The organism is Pseudomonas sp. EL_65y_Pfl2_R95 (genome assembly GCF_963971045.1).
Taxonomy (GTDB): domain Bacteria; phylum Pseudomonadota; class Gammaproteobacteria; order Pseudomonadales; family Pseudomonadaceae; genus Aquipseudomonas.
Genome location: NZ_CAXAOV010000002.1, coordinates 470,256 through 486,326, shown reverse-complemented (window position 1 = coordinate 486,326; position 16,071 = coordinate 470,256). Strand labels below are relative to the sequence as shown.

At 55.9% G+C, this 16,071-nt stretch carries 14 protein-coding genes; 8 read left to right on the top strand and 6 right to left on the bottom strand.

The features are described from left to right. Positions 1–125: 125 nt before the first annotated feature. The 3 genes from recO to AACY09_RS10080 are packed head-to-tail and all read left to right on the top strand — an operon-like array spanning position 126 to position 2,286. The gene (gene recO, locus AACY09_RS10090; RefSeq protein ID WP_339487621.1) at positions 126–824 is read left to right on the top strand and encodes a DNA repair protein RecO; all 699 of its coding nucleotides are present in this window, start codon (positions 126–128) and stop codon (positions 822–824) included. Beyond that, complete coding sequence (gene pdxJ, locus AACY09_RS10085) at positions 817–1,563, top strand: pyridoxine 5'-phosphate synthase (RefSeq protein ID WP_339487620.1); 747 nt, start codon at positions 817–819, stop codon at positions 1,561–1,563. Before recO ends, pdxJ begins: the two co-directional genes overlap by 8 nt. A gap of 42 nt (positions 1,564–1,605) precedes the next feature. Next, entirely contained in the window at positions 1,606–2,286 is a 681-nt protein-coding gene (locus AACY09_RS10080) for a tetratricopeptide repeat protein (RefSeq protein ID WP_339487619.1), read from the top strand. Positions 2,287–2,386: 100 nt separating this feature from the next. On the opposite strand, the gene cmoB is transcribed toward AACY09_RS10080, so the two are convergent. The 5 genes from cmoB to lon form a co-directional block, all read right to left on the bottom strand. Beyond that, the gene (gene cmoB, locus AACY09_RS10075) at positions 2,387–3,355 is read right to left on the bottom strand and encodes a tRNA 5-methoxyuridine(34)/uridine 5-oxyacetic acid(34) synthase CmoB (protein ID WP_339487618.1); all 969 of its coding nucleotides are present in this window, start codon (positions 3,353–3,355) and stop codon (positions 2,387–2,389) included. Beyond that, positions 3,352–4,095 carry a carboxy-S-adenosyl-L-methionine synthase CmoA gene (cmoA, locus tag AACY09_RS10070; protein ID WP_339487616.1) on the bottom strand — a complete coding sequence of 248 codons (744 nt, stop codon included), beginning with the start codon at positions 4,093–4,095 and terminating at the stop codon, positions 3,352–3,354. Before cmoA ends, cmoB begins: the two co-directional genes overlap by 4 nt. A gap of 122 nt (positions 4,096–4,217) precedes the next feature. Further along, complete coding sequence (locus AACY09_RS10065) at positions 4,218–4,853, bottom strand: lysoplasmalogenase (protein WP_339487614.1); 636 nt, start codon at positions 4,851–4,853, stop codon at positions 4,218–4,220. 119 nt (positions 4,854–4,972) lie between these two features. Continuing rightward, positions 4,973–5,365, bottom strand: a complete 393-nt coding sequence (locus AACY09_RS10060; RefSeq protein ID WP_339487613.1) for a protease inhibitor I42 family protein — start codon at positions 5,363–5,365, stop codon at positions 4,973–4,975. Between the two features lie 133 nt (positions 5,366–5,498). Further along, the gene (lon, locus tag AACY09_RS10055; protein WP_339487612.1) at positions 5,499–7,883 is read right to left on the bottom strand and encodes an endopeptidase La; all 2,385 of its coding nucleotides are present in this window, start codon (positions 7,881–7,883) and stop codon (positions 5,499–5,501) included. A gap of 169 nt (positions 7,884–8,052) precedes the next feature. Here lon and AACY09_RS10050 point away from each other — a divergent pair, with 169 nt between their 5' ends. From AACY09_RS10050 to AACY09_RS10030, 5 genes are all read left to right on the top strand, one after another. Continuing rightward, the gene (locus AACY09_RS10050; protein ID WP_339487887.1) at positions 8,053–8,805 is read left to right on the top strand and encodes an AraC family transcriptional regulator; all 753 of its coding nucleotides are present in this window, start codon (positions 8,053–8,055) and stop codon (positions 8,803–8,805) included. 208 nt (positions 8,806–9,013) lie between these two features. Further along, positions 9,014–9,481 (top strand): GNAT family N-acetyltransferase, encoded by a 468-nt coding sequence (locus AACY09_RS10045; RefSeq protein WP_339487610.1) that lies wholly within the window; start codon positions 9,014–9,016, stop codon positions 9,479–9,481. Positions 9,482–9,866: 385 nt separating this feature from the next. Further along, positions 9,867–13,046 (top strand): bifunctional proline dehydrogenase/L-glutamate gamma-semialdehyde dehydrogenase PutA, encoded by a 3,180-nt coding sequence (putA, locus tag AACY09_RS10040; protein ID WP_339487609.1) that lies wholly within the window; start codon positions 9,867–9,869, stop codon positions 13,044–13,046. Positions 13,047–13,322: 276 nt separating this feature from the next. Beyond that, entirely contained in the window at positions 13,323–14,807 is a 1,485-nt protein-coding gene (gene putP / locus AACY09_RS10035; RefSeq protein WP_339487606.1) for a sodium/proline symporter PutP, read from the top strand. A 164-nt stretch (positions 14,808–14,971) separates the two neighbouring features. Beyond that, the gene (locus AACY09_RS10030) at positions 14,972–15,193 is read left to right on the top strand and encodes a VF530 family protein (protein ID WP_339487605.1); all 222 of its coding nucleotides are present in this window, start codon (positions 14,972–14,974) and stop codon (positions 15,191–15,193) included. 84 nt (positions 15,194–15,277) lie between these two features. On the opposite strand, the gene AACY09_RS10025 is transcribed toward AACY09_RS10030, so the two are convergent. After that, positions 15,278–15,703 (bottom strand): hypothetical protein, encoded by a 426-nt coding sequence (locus AACY09_RS10025; RefSeq protein WP_445323807.1) that lies wholly within the window; start codon positions 15,701–15,703, stop codon positions 15,278–15,280. Positions 15,704–16,071 lie beyond the last annotated feature (368 nt).

Below are 16,071 nucleotides of genomic sequence, written 5' to 3'. Positions count from 1 at the left end.
GCTTCTCGCACTTTTTCGCTTTGTACTCCCGGCGCTGGCTACCTTTTTCAGCGGATTCCTAAGCGTGCATTATCGCCTTGCGTGGCACCCGGCCACGCAAGGGTCATCATGAGTTAATACTCGCCATGCTTGTGCTCAACCAGCCTGCTTATGTCTTGCACAGTCGCGCTTATCGCGAAAGCAGCGCTTTGGTTGATTTTCTCACCCCGCAAGGTCGTCTACGTGCCGTATTAAGAGGCGCGCGCGGCAAAGCCGGAACCCTCGCCCGACCTTTTGTTGCCTTAGACGCTGAGTTTCGCGGCCGCGGTGAGCTGAAAAATGTTTCACGCCTTGAAGCCACCGGCATTCCCAACTTAATGGCCGGTGAGGCCCTGTTCAGCGGCCTGTATTTGAATGAGTTGCTGATTCGCCTGTTACCGGCCGAAGATGCCCAGCCTGCGGTATTTGATCACTACGCAATGACCTTGCTTGCGCTCGGCCAAGGCCGTGCGATCGAGCCCTTATTGCGATCGTTTGAGTGGCGTTTACTGGATCAGCTAGGCTATGGTTTCGCCCTTGATCAAGATTTGCATGGCCAGCCGGTGATCAGTGACGGTATCTATCGCTTGCAGACCGAAGACGGCTTGGTGCCGATTGGCCAATGGCAGCCGGGCGCATTTCAAGGCGCTGAGTTGTTAGCTATGGCCGAAGCCAATTGGCACACTCCTGGCGCGCTTGCTGCAGCCAAGCGCCTTATGCGTCAAGCGCTGGCCCCACATTTAGGCGGCAAACCCTTGGTTAGCCGTGAATTGTTTATGACCCTCAAGGAGCCCCCTCGTGACTGATGCCAACCGTGTTTTGCTGGGTGTGAATATTGACCACGTCGCCACGCTGCGCCAAGCACGCGGCACGCGTTACCCCGATCCGGTCAAAGCCGCACTGGATGCAGAAGAAGCTGGCGCCGACGGTATTACCGTTCACTTGCGCGAAGACCGCCGACATATCCAGGAGCGCGACGTGCGCGTGCTTAAAGAGGTCATGCAAACGCGCATGAACTTCGAGATGGGCGTGACCGAGGAGATGCTCGCATTCGCTGAAAGCATTCGTCCTGAGCATGTCTGCCTTGTCCCGGAAACCCGTCAGGAACTCACCACTGAAGGCGGCCTTGATGTTGCCGGGCAACAAGACCGTATCCGTGCGGCGGTCGAACGCTTGAGCAAGATTGGTTGTGAGGTCTCGCTGTTTATCGACCCTGATCCGGCGCAGATTGATGCATCAAAACGTGTCGGTGCGCCTGCGATTGAGCTGCACACCGGGCGTTATGCCGACGCCCATACACCGCAAGAGCAGGCTGTGGAATTGGCCCGTATTGCCGATGGCGTCGCCCGTGGCATCAGCCAAGGTTTGATCGTCAACGCAGGCCACGGTTTGCATTACCACAACGTTGAACCGGTGGCGGCGATTGCCGGTATCAATGAACTAAACATCGGTCATGCGCTGGTCGCCCACGCCTTGTTTGTAGGCTTCAAACAGGCGGTTGTGGAAATGAAAGAATTGATCGTAGCAGCGGCTAACCGCGGCTGACTCGCCGCAGCGATTTTCGACCATGAACCAGGGACTTTTCACATGAAAGCGATGAATCGAATGCTTCACCCCACCACAGCCCTTGCGCTCGTGGCGTTTTTCAGCTTCGTGAGCGTACCGGCGCAAGCCGGATTGGATGAGGGTGTTGCGGCCTATGAAGCCGGGGACTTGCCGCTGGCATTTAAAGAATTTCACGTCCTCGCGGAGACAGGCAACGCTGATGGCCAGTTCAATGTGGCCCTGATGTACGAGCAGGGCATCGGGGTCACCAAGGACGAAACACAAGCGATTTCTTGGTATGAAAAATCTGCGCAGCAAGGCAACTCCAACGCGCAATACAACCTTGGTGTGCTGTATGAAAACGGTCGCGGCACTGCCGTGGACTTTGCCCAGGCTAATCAGTGGTATCGCAAGGCTGCAGCGCAAGGCGATGCGCTCGCCGTCGGTAATCTGGGCATGCTCTACATGCGCGGCGATGGCGTGAAAGTGGATAAAAATCTCGGCCTGGCTTTGCTGCTTCAGTCGGCGACCATGGACAGCTCGCCTGCAAATAACGCCAAAAGTAATATTGCCGCGACCAGAGGTTTGACCGCCAATATGGTCACAACAGCCCAGACGCTTTCGAATGAGCTAGGCCAGGCCGAAAATCTGCTGATAGCGCTGGATCAATATTTGAAAACCACAACGACTGCCGCTGGCGGCGAATCTGAAAAGGCATTATAGAAAAGGGGCAGGCCTCGTTAGGAGTACCGCCGGACAGACCACGATTAAACCCTAACAGCTTAAATACTGGTCTGTCCCCGATTAGCCCTCCCGATTAGCCCTAAGGTTTGCGGGCGGTAATAACGGCGCGCATCGGCGCTGGCAAGCCTTCGATGGTGCGGCTGTGATCCGCCGGGTCGAGAAATTCTGGTAGCGACTGATAGCGCATCCACTCGGTGGCGCGTTGTTCGTCGACCGAGGTGGTGCTGACATCAACACACTGGATGTCGACAAAGCCTGCGCGACGTAGCCACAATTCCAGTGCCGGTACCGAAGGCAAGAACCAAACGTTACGCATCTGCGCGTAGCGGTCTTCTGGTAGCAGTACTTGCTGCACATCGCCTTCAACAACCAGGGTTTCGAGTACCAGTTCGCCACCCTTGACCAAGCAGTCTTTCAGGTCGAGCAGGTGGTCAATCGGTGAGCGACGGTGGTAAAGCACACCCATCGAGAAGACCGTGTCGAAGCCCTGTAGCTTGGGCGGCAATTCCTCTACGCCCAGCGGCAGGTGCCAGACAGGTTGCTCTGGCAGGTAGTTTTTCATGGCCAGAAACTGATTGAAAAACAACCAATTCGGGTCAATCCCGACCACGCTGCTGGCGCCAGCGCCGAGCATGCGCCACATGTAATAACCGTTGCCGCAGCCGACATCCAGAACCCGCTTGTCTTTCAGGTCCAGATAGGGCGCTACGCGCTGCCACTTCCAGTCGGAGCGCCACTCGGTATCAATATGGACGCCGAACAGATGGAAGGGGCCTTTGCGCCATGGAATCAAACCTTGCAGGGCGGTTTTTAGCTGCTTACGGGTTTGTTCATCGCAAGGGCCGTTGAAGCTGAACGCTTGCAGCAGGTTCAGCTCCTGGATCTGTAATGCCGGCAAGGCCTGAACCGCGGCGTACCAGCGTTCAAGGTCGCCATGCCCAATTTCAAGTTTGCTGTCTATTTGCCGCGGCAGGTCGGCGGCCCATTCTTGCAGCGGGGTACCTGCAAACTGTGATTGCAGGGCATCTAAATCGAAACGCTTGATCATGGTAGGGCAATCATTGAGGCGAAGTTAAGGCACTGGAACCAAGGCGTTACCTTGCTGAATCCGGCGGCAAGCAAACGCTCGCGATGGGCTTCAAGGCTGTCGGGGATCATCACGTTTTCGATTGCGCTGCGCTTCTGCGCAATTTCCAGCTCGCTATAACCGTTGGCGCGCTTGAAGGCGATGTGCAGGTCGGTAAGCAGTTGCTGCTGCTCGGCGTCCTCAAAGCACAATTTTTCTGAAAGGATCAACGCGCCACCGGGTATCAATGCGTCGCGGATGCGTGCAAGCAGTGGCAAACGCTGCTCGGGCTTGATGAACTGCAAGGTGAAGTTCAGGGCAACCAGAGAGGTGGGCTGGAACGCCAACTTGAGGATGTCCGCTTCAATCACTTCAACCGGCAGCAACTCTTGAAACATAGAGTCTTGGGCGTGCAGGTATTCTCGGCAGCGTTCCACCATGGCGCTGGAGTTGTCGATGGCAATCACGCGGCAGTCTTCAATCTGTACATGGCGGCGCAGTGCTTGGGTCACGGCGCCTAAGGAGCTGCCCAGGTCATAGAGCACGCTGTGGGGCTTGGCAAATTGGCTGGCAAGTACGCCAATGTTTTCCACAATGGTTGGGTAGCCGGGCACCGAACGCTTGATCATGTCAGGGAATACCCTGACCACATCCTCGTTAAAGGCAAAGTCTGGCACTTGCGCCAGTGGTTGGGAAAAGATGCGGTCGGGGTCTTTGCTCACGGTGGTTCCGAAACAGGTATGGAAATCCGCGTATTTTAGCCAAGTTGGGCGTTTAACCAAACCATGTTTGTCTCAATGGTAGGTAAAACAATTTAGTTCGACCCCCGGGTTATCGCTAGGCTTCAGCGAAACCTGCGCTGAGCAGATGCCGCAATCGCCCATTGGCCGAGCCAATAGGTGACGATGATTGCATAAGGCGCGGCCGAGAAGGGTGTGACGAAGCGCTCGATACCGATCAAGCTATCGGACAGCACAAAGAGGATTGCGCCAATCGCCGCCAGCCATGCGCCATTGGGGTTGATTCCCGGCAGGTTAACCCGCGCAAGGGCGCGCCAGAGCATGGCGCCAATAGCAGTCGCGTAGCACATCACGGGAATCAACAGCGGACCGAGCCCCGCGCTGGCGAGAATACTGAACATGCCGCCGCCAACGATCACTGCGATAATCAATGCTGCCCATGCTGGGCGTTTGCAGTCGCTTAAATAAGCCCGCAGATAGGCCAAATGTGCGAGCAGGAAAGCGCCGAGACCAAACACAAATAAGTCGCCCGGCCAGTCGAGCAGGATATCCCCAGCCAAGGAGCACAACAAACCGATGCGAATCCAGCGGCTATAGGTTCCAGCAGGCGCTTGTCGCAACCACAGCAGCAGCGCAATAACCGGTATGCCCTTGCTCAACAGGCTTAGCAGTGCGAGATCGGCAAAACGGGCATAGATAAACAGTGCAGCGCCACACAGGGCCAAAATCAACCAGCGCATAGACAGTTGCCTTATCGACTTATTATTGGAGGTTAGAGCCTCGCAACTATGTCGGTTTGGCCGCAGGTTGCCAACGCTGAAGATGACGCTTTAGGTAGCTTTTCGCGCCGATATTCGGGCTATTTAACCTTAATCACGCATTCGAACCTTTCAGCAGGCTCGACCTCGGTTTCCCATGGACGCTGATAGGTCATCAACAACTGGCCTTCACCGGGTTGCTTAACGGTGTAGCGCCAGGTTGATTTACCAGCACTGCCTACCAACCCTGCATCTTCAGGGTTGCTGTACACCTCTGGGCCCAGGCTGGTAAGGACTGCGGGAGCAGCGTCGCGTACCACCCAGCGAAAGCCGGTGGTGGGGTTGCTGGGCAGGCTGATAATCAATTGTTGGCCGGGCGTTAGCGCCAGCGGGCAATCGCCTTGCTGTTGCACGTTAACGGTATTGGACTGAGTGGCGCAGCCGGCTAACAGAGCGAGGCCGAGTGGCGGCAGTAGGCGGTAAACTGCGGTCATGTTGAGCTCCGATCATGAAAAAGGCTTTCCAGCATAGCCGCAGTCGACGGCCAAGGGTAAGCCTAAATGCGGTGAAACATCGGGCAATGGCTCAAGCCTGATCAGGCGCTTGAGCCATTGGATTTAGGCAGGGCTACTCAAACAGCACCTTAGCCACATCGCTGTAGCGTTGAGCAAAGTGCACAGTGATGCCTTCTTTCAGGTAGTCCGGCAGCTCTTGATAAGAACCCCGGTTGGCCTCCGGCAGAATCAGCTCATGGATTTTTTGCCGACGCGCTGCAATGACTTTCTCGCGAACGCCACCAATTGGCAGTACCTGCCCGGTAAGCGTGAGTTCGCCGGTCATGGCGACACCTTTTTTCGGCACTTGGTTACGCGCCAGTGAAAGCAGCGCGCTGGCCATGGTCACCCCGGCGCTTGGTCCATCCTTGGGTGTGGCACCTTCGGGCACGTGCAAGTGGATAAATGCCTGATCAAAGAAGCTGCTGTCACCGCCAAACTTTTTAAGGTTCGAGCTGATATAGCTGTAGGCGATTTCGGCAGACTCTTTCATCACCTCGCCCAACTGCCCCGTGAGTTTGAAACCGCGATTCAAGGTATGAATCCGGGTGGCCTCAATCGGCAATGTGGCGCCGCCCATGCTGGTCCAGGCAAGCCCGGTGATCACACCTTTGCCGGACAGCACGCGCTCATTGCGGAAGACCGCCATACCCAGGTAGCGCTCAAGATCCTTGTGGCCGATTTTGATCGGGGTTTCGGGGTCGTCCAACAGTTTCACCACGGCCTTGCGCACCAGTTTACCGAGCTGTTTTTCAAGTTGGCGTACGCCGGCTTCGCGAGCATAGCCGTCAATGACCCCGCGCAATGCTGCATCGGTGATCGACAGGCGCTTTTTCGGCACGCCAGCTTTTTCCAGCTGTTTTGGCCACAGGTGATTTTTGGCAATCGCCAGTTTTTCTTCGGTGATGTAACCGGAGAGGCGAATAATCTCCATGCGGTCGAGCAGCGGCCCAGGAATCGAATCCAGGGTATTGGCGGTGCAGATGAACAAGACCTTCGACAGGTCTATTCGTAAGTCTAAATAGTGATCGAGAAACTCGACGTTCTGCTCGGGATCAAGGGTTTCAAGCAGTGCAGAGGCTGGGTCGCCCTGGAAGCTGGTGCCCATCTTGTCGATTTCGTCGAGCATGATCACCGGGTTCATCACTTCCACTTCTTTCAGCGCTTGCACCAACTTGCCGGGCAGGGCGCCAATATAGGTACGGCGATGGCCCTTGATCTCGGCTTCATCGCGCATGCCACCAACGCTGAAGCGATAAAAAGGTCGGCCCAGAGATTCTGCAATGGATTTACCGATACTGGTCTTACCCACCCCTGGCGGGCCAACGAGTAGCACGATTGAGCCGGCGATTTCACCTTTAAAGGCGCCTACAGCAAGGAACTCGGTGATCCGCGACTTGATGTCATCCATGCCCGAATGATGCTTGTCGAGTACGGTGCGTGAATGTTTGAGGTCCAGCTTATCTTGACCAAACACGCCCCAGGGCAGGGAGGTCGCCCAATCCAGATAATTGCGGGTCACGGCGTATTCGGGGGAGCCAGTTTCCAGTATGGCTAACTTATTCAGCTCCTCATCAATGCGCTTGCGCGCTTGATCGGACAGGGTTTTACCTTCCAGACGTTGCTCAAACTGCTCGATATCGGCGCTGCGGTCATCTTTGCTCAAGCCCAGCTCTTGCTGAATGATTTTCAGCTGTTCCTTGAGAAAGAATTCGCGCTGATGCTCGGATATCTTGCGATTCACTTCAGCGGATAACTCGCCCTGCAGGCGCGCGACCTCAACTTCTTTGCGCAGCAGCGGCAGCACTTTTTCCATGCGTTTAAGCATCGGCACGGTGTCGAGCACTTCTTGCAGTTCTTTGCCAGGCACTGTGGTCAAGGCCGCAGCGAAGTCGGTTAGCGGTGACGGGTCGTTCGGGCTGAAGCGATTGAGGTAGTTCTTCAACTCTTCGCTATACAGCGGGTTGAGCGGCAACAATTCTTTGATCGCATTGATCAGTGCCATGCCATAGGCTTTGATCTCATCGCGCGATTCGAGCAGGGTTTTCGGGTACTCAACCTCGGCCAGATAGGGCGGTTTGCGTCGCAGCCAAGTGCGGATACGCACGCGGGTCAAGCCTTGCGCAACAAATTGCAGCTTGCCGCCTTCTTCCGAGGCATTGAGCACGCGCACCAGCGTGCCGTGTTCAGGCATGTCATCAACGTTTAGCCCGCTACCATCGGTGGGCGGATTGTCGACGAAGAACAACGCCATGCTTTTGTGTGGTGTATCACTCACCCGCTTGAGGGTCGTACTCCAGGGTTCAGGGTTGACGATGATCGGCAACACTTGGGCAGGGAACAGCGGGCGGTTGTGAATTGGAATCACATAGAGCTGTTCAGGCAGTTGCTGACTCGGCAGCGCCAGACTTTGATCCATATTTTCTGCTTCTACGACGATATCGTTATCTTCGTTCATGCGGCACCTGCAATTGGGCTATGACATAAACATGGGGGGTAACTTGGCTATTTCAATCGCCATTGGCCTGCGGCGCAATGCCACCCCCGTTGTCCATTTGTCGTCGACACTGCTGTTTTGACTGTTTAAGAGGTAAAATGTGCCATCACTCTGCGGACGCCGTCTTGCGATGCTCAATGCCCGTCTAATTCGCCTCGATGATAAAGCCCACGAACATACCCACGATCACCATCAGTTGGTGATGTCGCTGTCCGGGCGTGCGGAATTTGAAGTCAATGGCAGCGGTGGCGAGGTCTGCCGGATGCGTGCCTGCTTGGTGCCTGGCGATGCGGATCACCAATTTGCGGGGATGGGCGACAACCGCATGTTGATCATCGATCTCGACGAGCATGACACCAGCAGCGAAGATCTGGAGTTATTGACCCACTTGTTCGAAACACCGCGCTATCCGCAATTGGATGTGGACTTCCAGCACTTGCTCAGCTATGCCGGTGCCGAGCTTGAACGCTACGGCAGTGATCTGATTCTTGCGCGATCACTGGGCGGTGTACTGTTACGCGCTTTGCACCTGCGCCTGATTGGCGAGACAAGCAGTCGGTTTAACGGCTCACTCAACCTAGAACGCCTGGACCAGTACATCGCTGAGCATTTGTCGCGACGCATCAGTGTTGCCGAGTTAGCCCAGACTGTGTGCCTGAGCCCCAGCCACTTCCATGCTCAGTTCAAAGACAGCGTCGGGCTGACCCCGCACCAGTACCTGCTTAAAACTCGCCTCGACCGCGCAGCGCGGCTGCTTCGTGAGAGCAATTTGCCGTTGATCCGGATCGCCGAAGAGTGTGGCTTCTCTTCACAAAGCGCCCTGACGACAGCCATGCGTCGCTATATGGGGCTTACCCCTAAGCGCGTGCGCAGCCCTAGATAAGCTGGCGCTGCAACTGCGTCGGCGACAGTATGCAAGAACGCCACATGGGCACAAACCTGACGCCAAGTGATTTCAATCCGTTGCTAGAACGTTGGCAGGGCACAATGATGACCTGGGCGTAACGGTTCCCGTGCAAAATTCTTTGCTCGCGCGACTCGCACCGGTGTGTGCCCTGATGATTGATCAGTGATTAAAGGAGTGTTTAAAGGTGAACCCGCAACAGGCCTCGGTTATTTGGCAAACCAAACATCATCGCGAGCTTAGCGTCACGGATCTTTACGCTGCATTAAAGCTGCGCAGTGCGGTTTTTGTGGTCGAGCAAAACTGCATCTACACTGATATCGATGGCCTCGACATGCAGGGTGACACCACGCATGTGTTGGCATGGCAAGGCGATACGCTGGTGGCGTATCTGCGCTTGCTCGACCCTGAATTTAATGATGCAAATGTGGTGATTGGCCGTGTGGTAACCGACGCTTCAGCGCGGGGCACCGGTCTCGGCCACGAGCTGCTGGCACATGCCTTGGACGCCTGTGCCAAGCGCTGGCCAGAGGTGCCTGTGTATTTGTCTGCGCAAGTCCATTTACAAGGTTATTACGGGCGCTATGGTTTTGTTGCCTGCAGTGACGTTTATCTGGAAGACGGCATCGAGCACATAGGCATGCGCCGCGATTAATAAGGCTGCGCTCCATAAAGGCTGCGCTCCATAATAGGGCGCACTGGGCGTCGCGCTTAATGGCATAAGTCGGCGCCCGCAGTTTTTGACGGCAGAGACAGGATTTGGCTAGATGAGTGGCTCTTATACCTTCTAGCCCGGGCGTTGTGGCTGTTTTTATATGTTTTTCCGGTTAATTGCCGCCCGCAAATAAGTTCCCCTCCTCATAGCTTTCTGCAAAAACTCCAGAGGTTTTAGTAAGAAGCTGTAATCACTCTGCCACTAAATTCAGTCATCCAGTTGCGTCGAGTTGGGTTGCCTTGAGTTTTGTCGTCCGGGCGACCTGCCTGCACTTAAAATATGCACAGACGCTTACAACAACAGTCTCCAGAAGAGGATGGGCGTGATGTTTAAAGCCAGTCACGTCTTGCAGGACGAGTTCCTAACCCGGATCTCTGCCGCCAAGGCCGCCGATTTTTCCCCTGTCATCAGCGCTAACTACAGCGTTGACGAGGCAGCCTATCTCACTGAGCTTTTAGAGCTCGCTGACCCCGGTGAAGCCGGCATTGAGGCTATCCGCCAGAATGCCCGCACCTTGATTGAACATGTGCGTAGCCGGGACAATGCCGTCGATACCCTCGACGCACTTCTTCGTCAGTACAGCCTCGACACCCAGGAAGGGCTGATGCTCATGTGCCTGGCCGAGGCTCTGCTGCGGGTGCCTGATGCGGTCACCGCTGATGCACTCATCCGCGACAAGCTCAGTGCTGCCGAGTGGGAACGCCACTTGGGCAAGAGTGACAGTGTGCTGGTCAACTTTGCCGCTTGGGGCCTGGTCATGACCGGGAAAGTGGTTGACCCGGATACGGCCGATGGTCGCCCGAAAAATGTATTGGGCAAGTTGATCAAGCGTTCCGGTGAGCCGGTAATCCGTGCGGCCATGAACCAAGCCATGAAACTCATGGGCAAGCAATTCGTCCTCGGCCGCACCATCAGCGAAGCGCTGAAAAATGGTCGCCCTGAACGCGAAAAGGGTTACAGCTATTCCTTCGATATGTTGGGCGAAGCCGCGCTGACGGCTGAAGACGCCGACAAGTACATGGCTGATTACCGCAAGGCCATTGATACCGTCGGGGCTGAGCCGCAGGTCGGTAAAGGCCCACGCCCCTCGGTGTCGATCAAACTGTCGGCGCTGCACCCACGCTATGAAGTGGCGCAACGCGAACGCGTTCTGACTGAACTGTTCGCTAACGTGCGCGAGCTGTGCGTGCGTGCGCGCAAGCTGGATGTAGGCATCTCGATTGATGCCGAAGAAGCCGACCGCCTTGAGCTGTCGCTCGAACTCTATGAAAAACTGCTGCGCGACCCGGCCATTGCCGGATGGGGTGAAGTCGGTCTGGTTATTCAGGCCTACTCCAAGCGTTGCTTGCCTGTGCTGGTCTGGCTGACGCTGCTGGGCAAGGAACTTGGCGAGAAAATGCCGCTGCGTTTGGTTAAAGGTGCCTACTGGGACAGCGAAATCAAGCAGTGCCACGTACAAGGCCTGGATGGTTTCCCGGTATTCACCCGCAAAGAGGGCACCGACAGCTCGTACCTGGCCTGTGCCCGCTTCCTGCTGTCTGAGTTCACCCGTGGGGTGATCTACCCGCAGTTTGCCAGCCACAACGCGCACACGGTCAGCTGCATTCTGACCATGGCCGCAGCTCTGCCACAGCCGCGTGATTTCGAGTTCCAGCGCCTGCACGGCATGGGCGACGCGCTGTATGACACCGTTTTGGAGAAGCACGCCACCAATGTGCGTATCTATGCACCGGTTGGCGCGCACAAGGATTTGCTGCCGTATCTGGTGCGTCGCTTGTTGGAAAACGGCGCTAACTCCTCGTTCGTGCACCAGTTGGTTGACCCAAGTACACCGATTGAGTCACTTCTTGATCACCCAGTGACGCAGTTGCGCAAGTTCAAGTCGCTCAGTAATGAGAAAATCCCACTTCCGCCTGCACTCTTTGGTGCTGCTCGGAAAAATTCCCAAGGCATCAATATGAACATCGAACATTCCTGGGCCGAACTGAACAGCGCCTACCAGCCTCATCTCGACCGTCAGTGGCACGCCGCCCCGGTCATTAACGGTGAGAAACTCGCCGGTACGGCACACGCGGTGCCTTGCCCGTTTGAGTTGGACAAGGTTGTGGGCAAGGCTGAATTCGCAACCGCCGCCCAAGCCGCTCAAGCACTCGATGGGTTGAGCGCCGCCTGGCCGCGCTGGAATGCCACTGCAATCGATACCCGCGCGAGTATTTTCGAGCGTCTGGCTGACCTGCTGGAAACGCACCGCGCCGAGCTAATGGCAATGTGTACGCTGGAAGCGGGCAAGAGCCTGCAAGATGGCATCGACGAAGTGCGTGAAGCCGTTGATTTCTGCCGCTACTACGCGCAACAAGCGCGCCTGCGTCTGGGCCGTGAAGAGCTGCAAGGCCCGACCGGCGAGCGCAACGAACTGTTCCATGAAGGTCGCGGTATTTTCGTTTGTGTCAGCCCGTGGAACTTCCCGCTGGCGATTTACCTGGGCCAGATTGCCGCGGCTCTGGTTGCCGGTAACTGCGTGCTGGCCAAACCTGCCGAGCAGACCAGCTTGATTGCTGCACGTGCGCTGGAGCTGATGTTTGAAGCCGGTTTGCCGAAAGATGTGATCGCATTCTTGCCGGGTGATGGCGCGACGCTGGGCGGCGTATTCTGCCGCGATGCACGGGTATCGGGTGTGTGCTTCACCGGCTCGACCGATACCGCGCGCATTATCAATCGCCAGTTGGCTGAAAAAGCCGGCCCAATCGCTGCATTGATCGCTGAAACCGGCGGCCAGAACGCGATGATCGTTGATTCGACCGCGCTGCCTGAGCAAGTGGTTAAAGATGCTGTGCTGTCGGCCTTCACCAGTGCCGGTCAACGCTGCTCAGCGCTTCGTGTGCTCTATGTGCAGGCTGACATTGCGGATCGCGTGCTTGACCTGCTTAAAGGCGCCATGGCCGAGCTGAAAGTGGGCCCAACGCATCTGCGTGAAAATGACATTGGCCCGGTGATCGACGCTGAGGCCAAGGCTGGTCTCGATGCACACATCGCCAAGCTCAAGAGCGAAGGTAAGCTGATCGCTGAAGCGCAATTGCCCGCTGACCTTGATGGCCATTTCGTAGCGCCTGTGGCGTTTGAAATCGGTGGTATCAATGAGCTGGAAAAAGAAAACTTCGGCCCGATCCTGCACGTCGTACGCTTTCAGGCCAGCGAGCTTGAAGCAGTGGTTGGCGCCATCAATGGAACGGGCTACGGCTTGACCCTCGGGGTACACAGCCGCAATGAGGAAACGGCCGCGCGCATCGAAGCATTGGCTCGCGTGGGTAACCTTTACATCAACCGTAACCAGATTGGTGCAGTGGTGGGCGTGCAGCCGTTCGGTGGTTGCGGTTTGTCCGGTACCGGTCCAAAAGCCGGCGGGCCGAGCTACCTATTGCGCTTTGTGAATGAGCGCACGACTTCGGTTAACACCACCGCAGTCGGAGGCAATGCGTCGTTGCTATCATTGGGCGACGAGATTTAAACAGTTTTTACGGGCGGGTGCCTTCGGGCCCCGCCCGTTGTTTTATTCAAGGCTGAGAGCCTGAGGTTTCAGGTTGAGTGACTTGCAGGCTAATGACTCAATCTTAAAGAGGGACCGGTTGTTCTGATAGTGCGCTGAGCTGGGTTTTCCGGCCGCAGGGTATAGACACCGTATCCGCTTTGTTAGGTGCGGGCGCTTTACGCGAACGCTGTTTGCCACACAGGGCATGGGCCAATCCCGTGCTGCCATAACAACAAACGAGAGGGGAACACCCCAATGACTGCGAACACACCCATGCTTGTCACCTTCGTGGTGTACATTGCTTTGATGATCGGGATTGGCTTATTCGCCTATCTGCGCACCAAAAACCTGTCCGATTACATCCTCGGCGGTCGTAGCCTCGGGAGCTACGTAACAGGCTTGTCTGCAGGTGCTTCGGATATGAGTGGCTGGTTGCTGCTGGGTTTGCCGGGCGCTGTTTACTTGTCAGGGTTGTCTGAAGCCTGGATTGCCATTGGTTTGGTGATTGGTGCTTATCTGAACTGGCTGTTTGTGGCGGGTCGCCTGCGGGTGCAGACCGAGCACAACGGCAACGCACTGACCCTGCCTGATTACTTCAGTAACCGTTTTGAGGACAACAGCCGCGTGCTGCGGGTCTTCTCTGCGTTGATAATCCTGGTGTTCTTCACCATCTATTGCGCCTCTGGCGTGGTCGCTGGCGCGCGTTTGTTCGAAAGCACCTTCGGCTTGCCTTACGAGACGGCGCTGTGGGCCGGTGCTGCTGCAACTATCGCTTACACCTTTATCGGTGGTTTCCTGGCTGTCAGCTGGACTGACACCGTACAAGCCACACTGATGATCTTCGCGTTGATCCTGACGCCAGTGATTGTGATGATCGCCACCGGTGGTGTTGATCCAACCTTCGCCGCAATCGAAATGCAGGATGCGACCAACTTTGACATGTTCAAAGGCGCAACCTTTATCGGTGTGATTTCGCTGATGGCATGGGGCTTGGGCTATTTTGGCCAGCCACACATCCTCGCGCGTTTCATGGCGGCTGACTCGGTTAAAACCATTCCAGCTGCACGTCGTATCTCGATGACTTGGATGATCCTGTGCCTGATCGGTACTGTGTCGGTAGGCTTCTTCGGCATCGCTTATTTCGCAGCGCACCCTGAAGTTGCCGGTCCTGTGACTGAAAACCCTGAGCGGGTGTTCATTGAATTGGCCAAGTTGCTGTTCAACCCATGGATCGCGGGCGTATTGCTGTCGGCTATCCTGGCAGCGGTTATGAGTACCTTGAGCTGCCAACTGCTGGTCTGTTCAAGCGCGTTGACAGAAGACTTCTACAAAGCCTTCCTGCGTAAAGATGCCTCGCAGACCGAGCTGGTCTGGGTTGGTCGTGGCATGGTGCTGTTGATTGCAGTCGTTGCAATCATACTTGCTGGTGACCCAAACAACCGCGTACTGGGCTTGGTGTCTTATGCGTGGGCAGGTTTCGGCGCTGCATTTGGTCCTGTTGTATTGCTCTCGGTCATGTGGTCGCGTATGACCCGTAACGGCGCTCTCGCTGGCATGTTGATCGGCGCTATCACCGTGATCGTGTGGAAGAACTTTATCGGCCTGGGCCTGTACGAAATCATCCCTGGCTTTATCTTGGCGACGCTGGCGATTGTGGTCTTCAGCCTGCTGGATAAAGAGCCGTCTGTAACCATGCAGAAGCGTTTCGCTGATGCAGAAAAAGAGTACAACGCCGCTTAATCATCGGCTTTGTGCACGACTAAGCCGGCCCATGCAACCTGTGCATGGGCCGGCTTTTTTCTGTCGAAAGGACGCACAGTCTTCTGCAGATGCTTTATTGCTTCCGTTAGCGCCTGAGCTTGGCTATGGTGCGCTTCTCAACTCATTCGCAGCAAAGGCCCGGCATGACTCGAACACCCAAAAATCCGCTGCATGGGGTGACCCTTGAGGCGATTCTCAATCAGTTGGTCGCGACGTATGGTTGGGATGGGCTGGCGCAGCGTATTGATATTCGCTGCTTCAAGAGCGATCCGAGTATCAAATCGAGTCTGACGTTCTTGCGCAAGACGCCTTGGGCGCGCGAGAAGGTGGAAGCACTGTATATCAAAGCGCAACGCACGGTTTGATAGCGCTCGCGCCGTTTTCGGAACGGGCAACGCAGGCTAGATGAGCCGCCGCGCTGGCACCGGCTCATTACGGGGTGAGCAGAATCAGCTCATAGGCTCGTCGTCGCGGACCACGATATATTCACGGCCATTGTCATCTTCGCTGTAGTCGAGCACATAAAACATCACGACTTCACCCGGGTTCGGCATTGTCGCGATGTAGTCGTTCCCTTCAACTGTAAAGAACTGCGCTGAATCAGGCTTGGCCTCGCACTCAACAAATGCGGTCATAAACAGCTCAGGGTTGGTGTCAGCGAAGAATTCTTCACGTTCCTGCTCTTCCCAGTCAGCGGGCGCTTCGAACACACCGGTGAAGAGAATTTTGGCATCGCCAAGGTCGATTTCTTCAGCATCAGGGTCCTGCTCATCTGGGCGATAAACCATGCAGTTCAGCGCATCTTCATCAGCCAAGGTGGCGTTGCGCGCGGCAAGGCGCTTTTGCGGATCGAGTGGTGGCACGTCTAGCTCCATGTATGTTGCCGCATGCTGATTGTGTCAGCAGCGGTTGCTGACAGCAAACCATCGCCAGCATGTGTTAAAGGAAAAAGACCATCGGTCAGCTTTCGATACCCATGCCTGTGTATGGTTCATCTGTAGGTGCAGATATTACCACCGCACAACCCATTGCCGACGCTCTGCCATGGGCTAATAAGCACTATATTTGATGGTAGTCGCTGTGTGGCGAACCTGCAGGTTTTGGCTCAATGCAGGCTCATGCGTATTTCGTTTTTTGTTGGCCGCCATTGGCGCATACCAAGGGTAAAAGACGTGTCGCGCCCTGGAACCCGAGCGATAGGGTTTCTGCGTTTTTATCAGCAAGCCGAGAACCAGAGGTCAAT

Bases quoted from the DNA above. Each gene is read 5' to 3' on its own strand.
- recO (WP_339487621.1), top strand. From the start codon at position 126: ATGCTTGTGCTCAACCAGCCTGCTTATGTCTTGCACAGTCGCGCTTAT.
- AACY09_RS10080 (WP_339487619.1), top strand. From the start codon at position 1,606: ATGAAAGCGATGAATCGAATGCTTCACCCCACCACAGCCCTTGCGCTC.
- cmoB (WP_339487618.1), bottom strand. From the start codon at position 3,355: ATGATCAAGCGTTTCGATTTAGATGCCCTGCAATCACAGTTTGCAGGT.
- AACY09_RS10065 (WP_339487614.1), bottom strand. From the start codon at position 4,853: ATGCGCTGGTTGATTTTGGCCCTGTGTGGCGCTGCACTGTTTATCTAT.
- AACY09_RS10060 (WP_339487613.1), bottom strand. From the start codon at position 5,365: ATGACCGCAGTTTACCGCCTACTGCCGCCACTCGGCCTCGCTCTGTTA.
- lon (WP_339487612.1), bottom strand. From the start codon at position 7,883: ATGAACGAAGATAACGATATCGTCGTAGAAGCAGAAAATATGGATCAA.
- AACY09_RS10050 (WP_339487887.1), top strand. From the start codon at position 8,053: ATGCTCAATGCCCGTCTAATTCGCCTCGATGATAAAGCCCACGAACAT.
- putA (WP_339487609.1), top strand. From the start codon at position 9,867: ATGTTTAAAGCCAGTCACGTCTTGCAGGACGAGTTCCTAACCCGGATC.
- putP (WP_339487606.1), top strand. From the start codon at position 13,323: ATGACTGCGAACACACCCATGCTTGTCACCTTCGTGGTGTACATTGCT.
- AACY09_RS10030 (WP_339487605.1), top strand. From the start codon at position 14,972: ATGACTCGAACACCCAAAAATCCGCTGCATGGGGTGACCCTTGAGGCG.
- AACY09_RS10025 (WP_445323807.1), bottom strand. From the start codon at position 15,703: ATGGAGCTAGACGTGCCACCACTCGATCCGCAAAAGCGCCTTGCCGCG.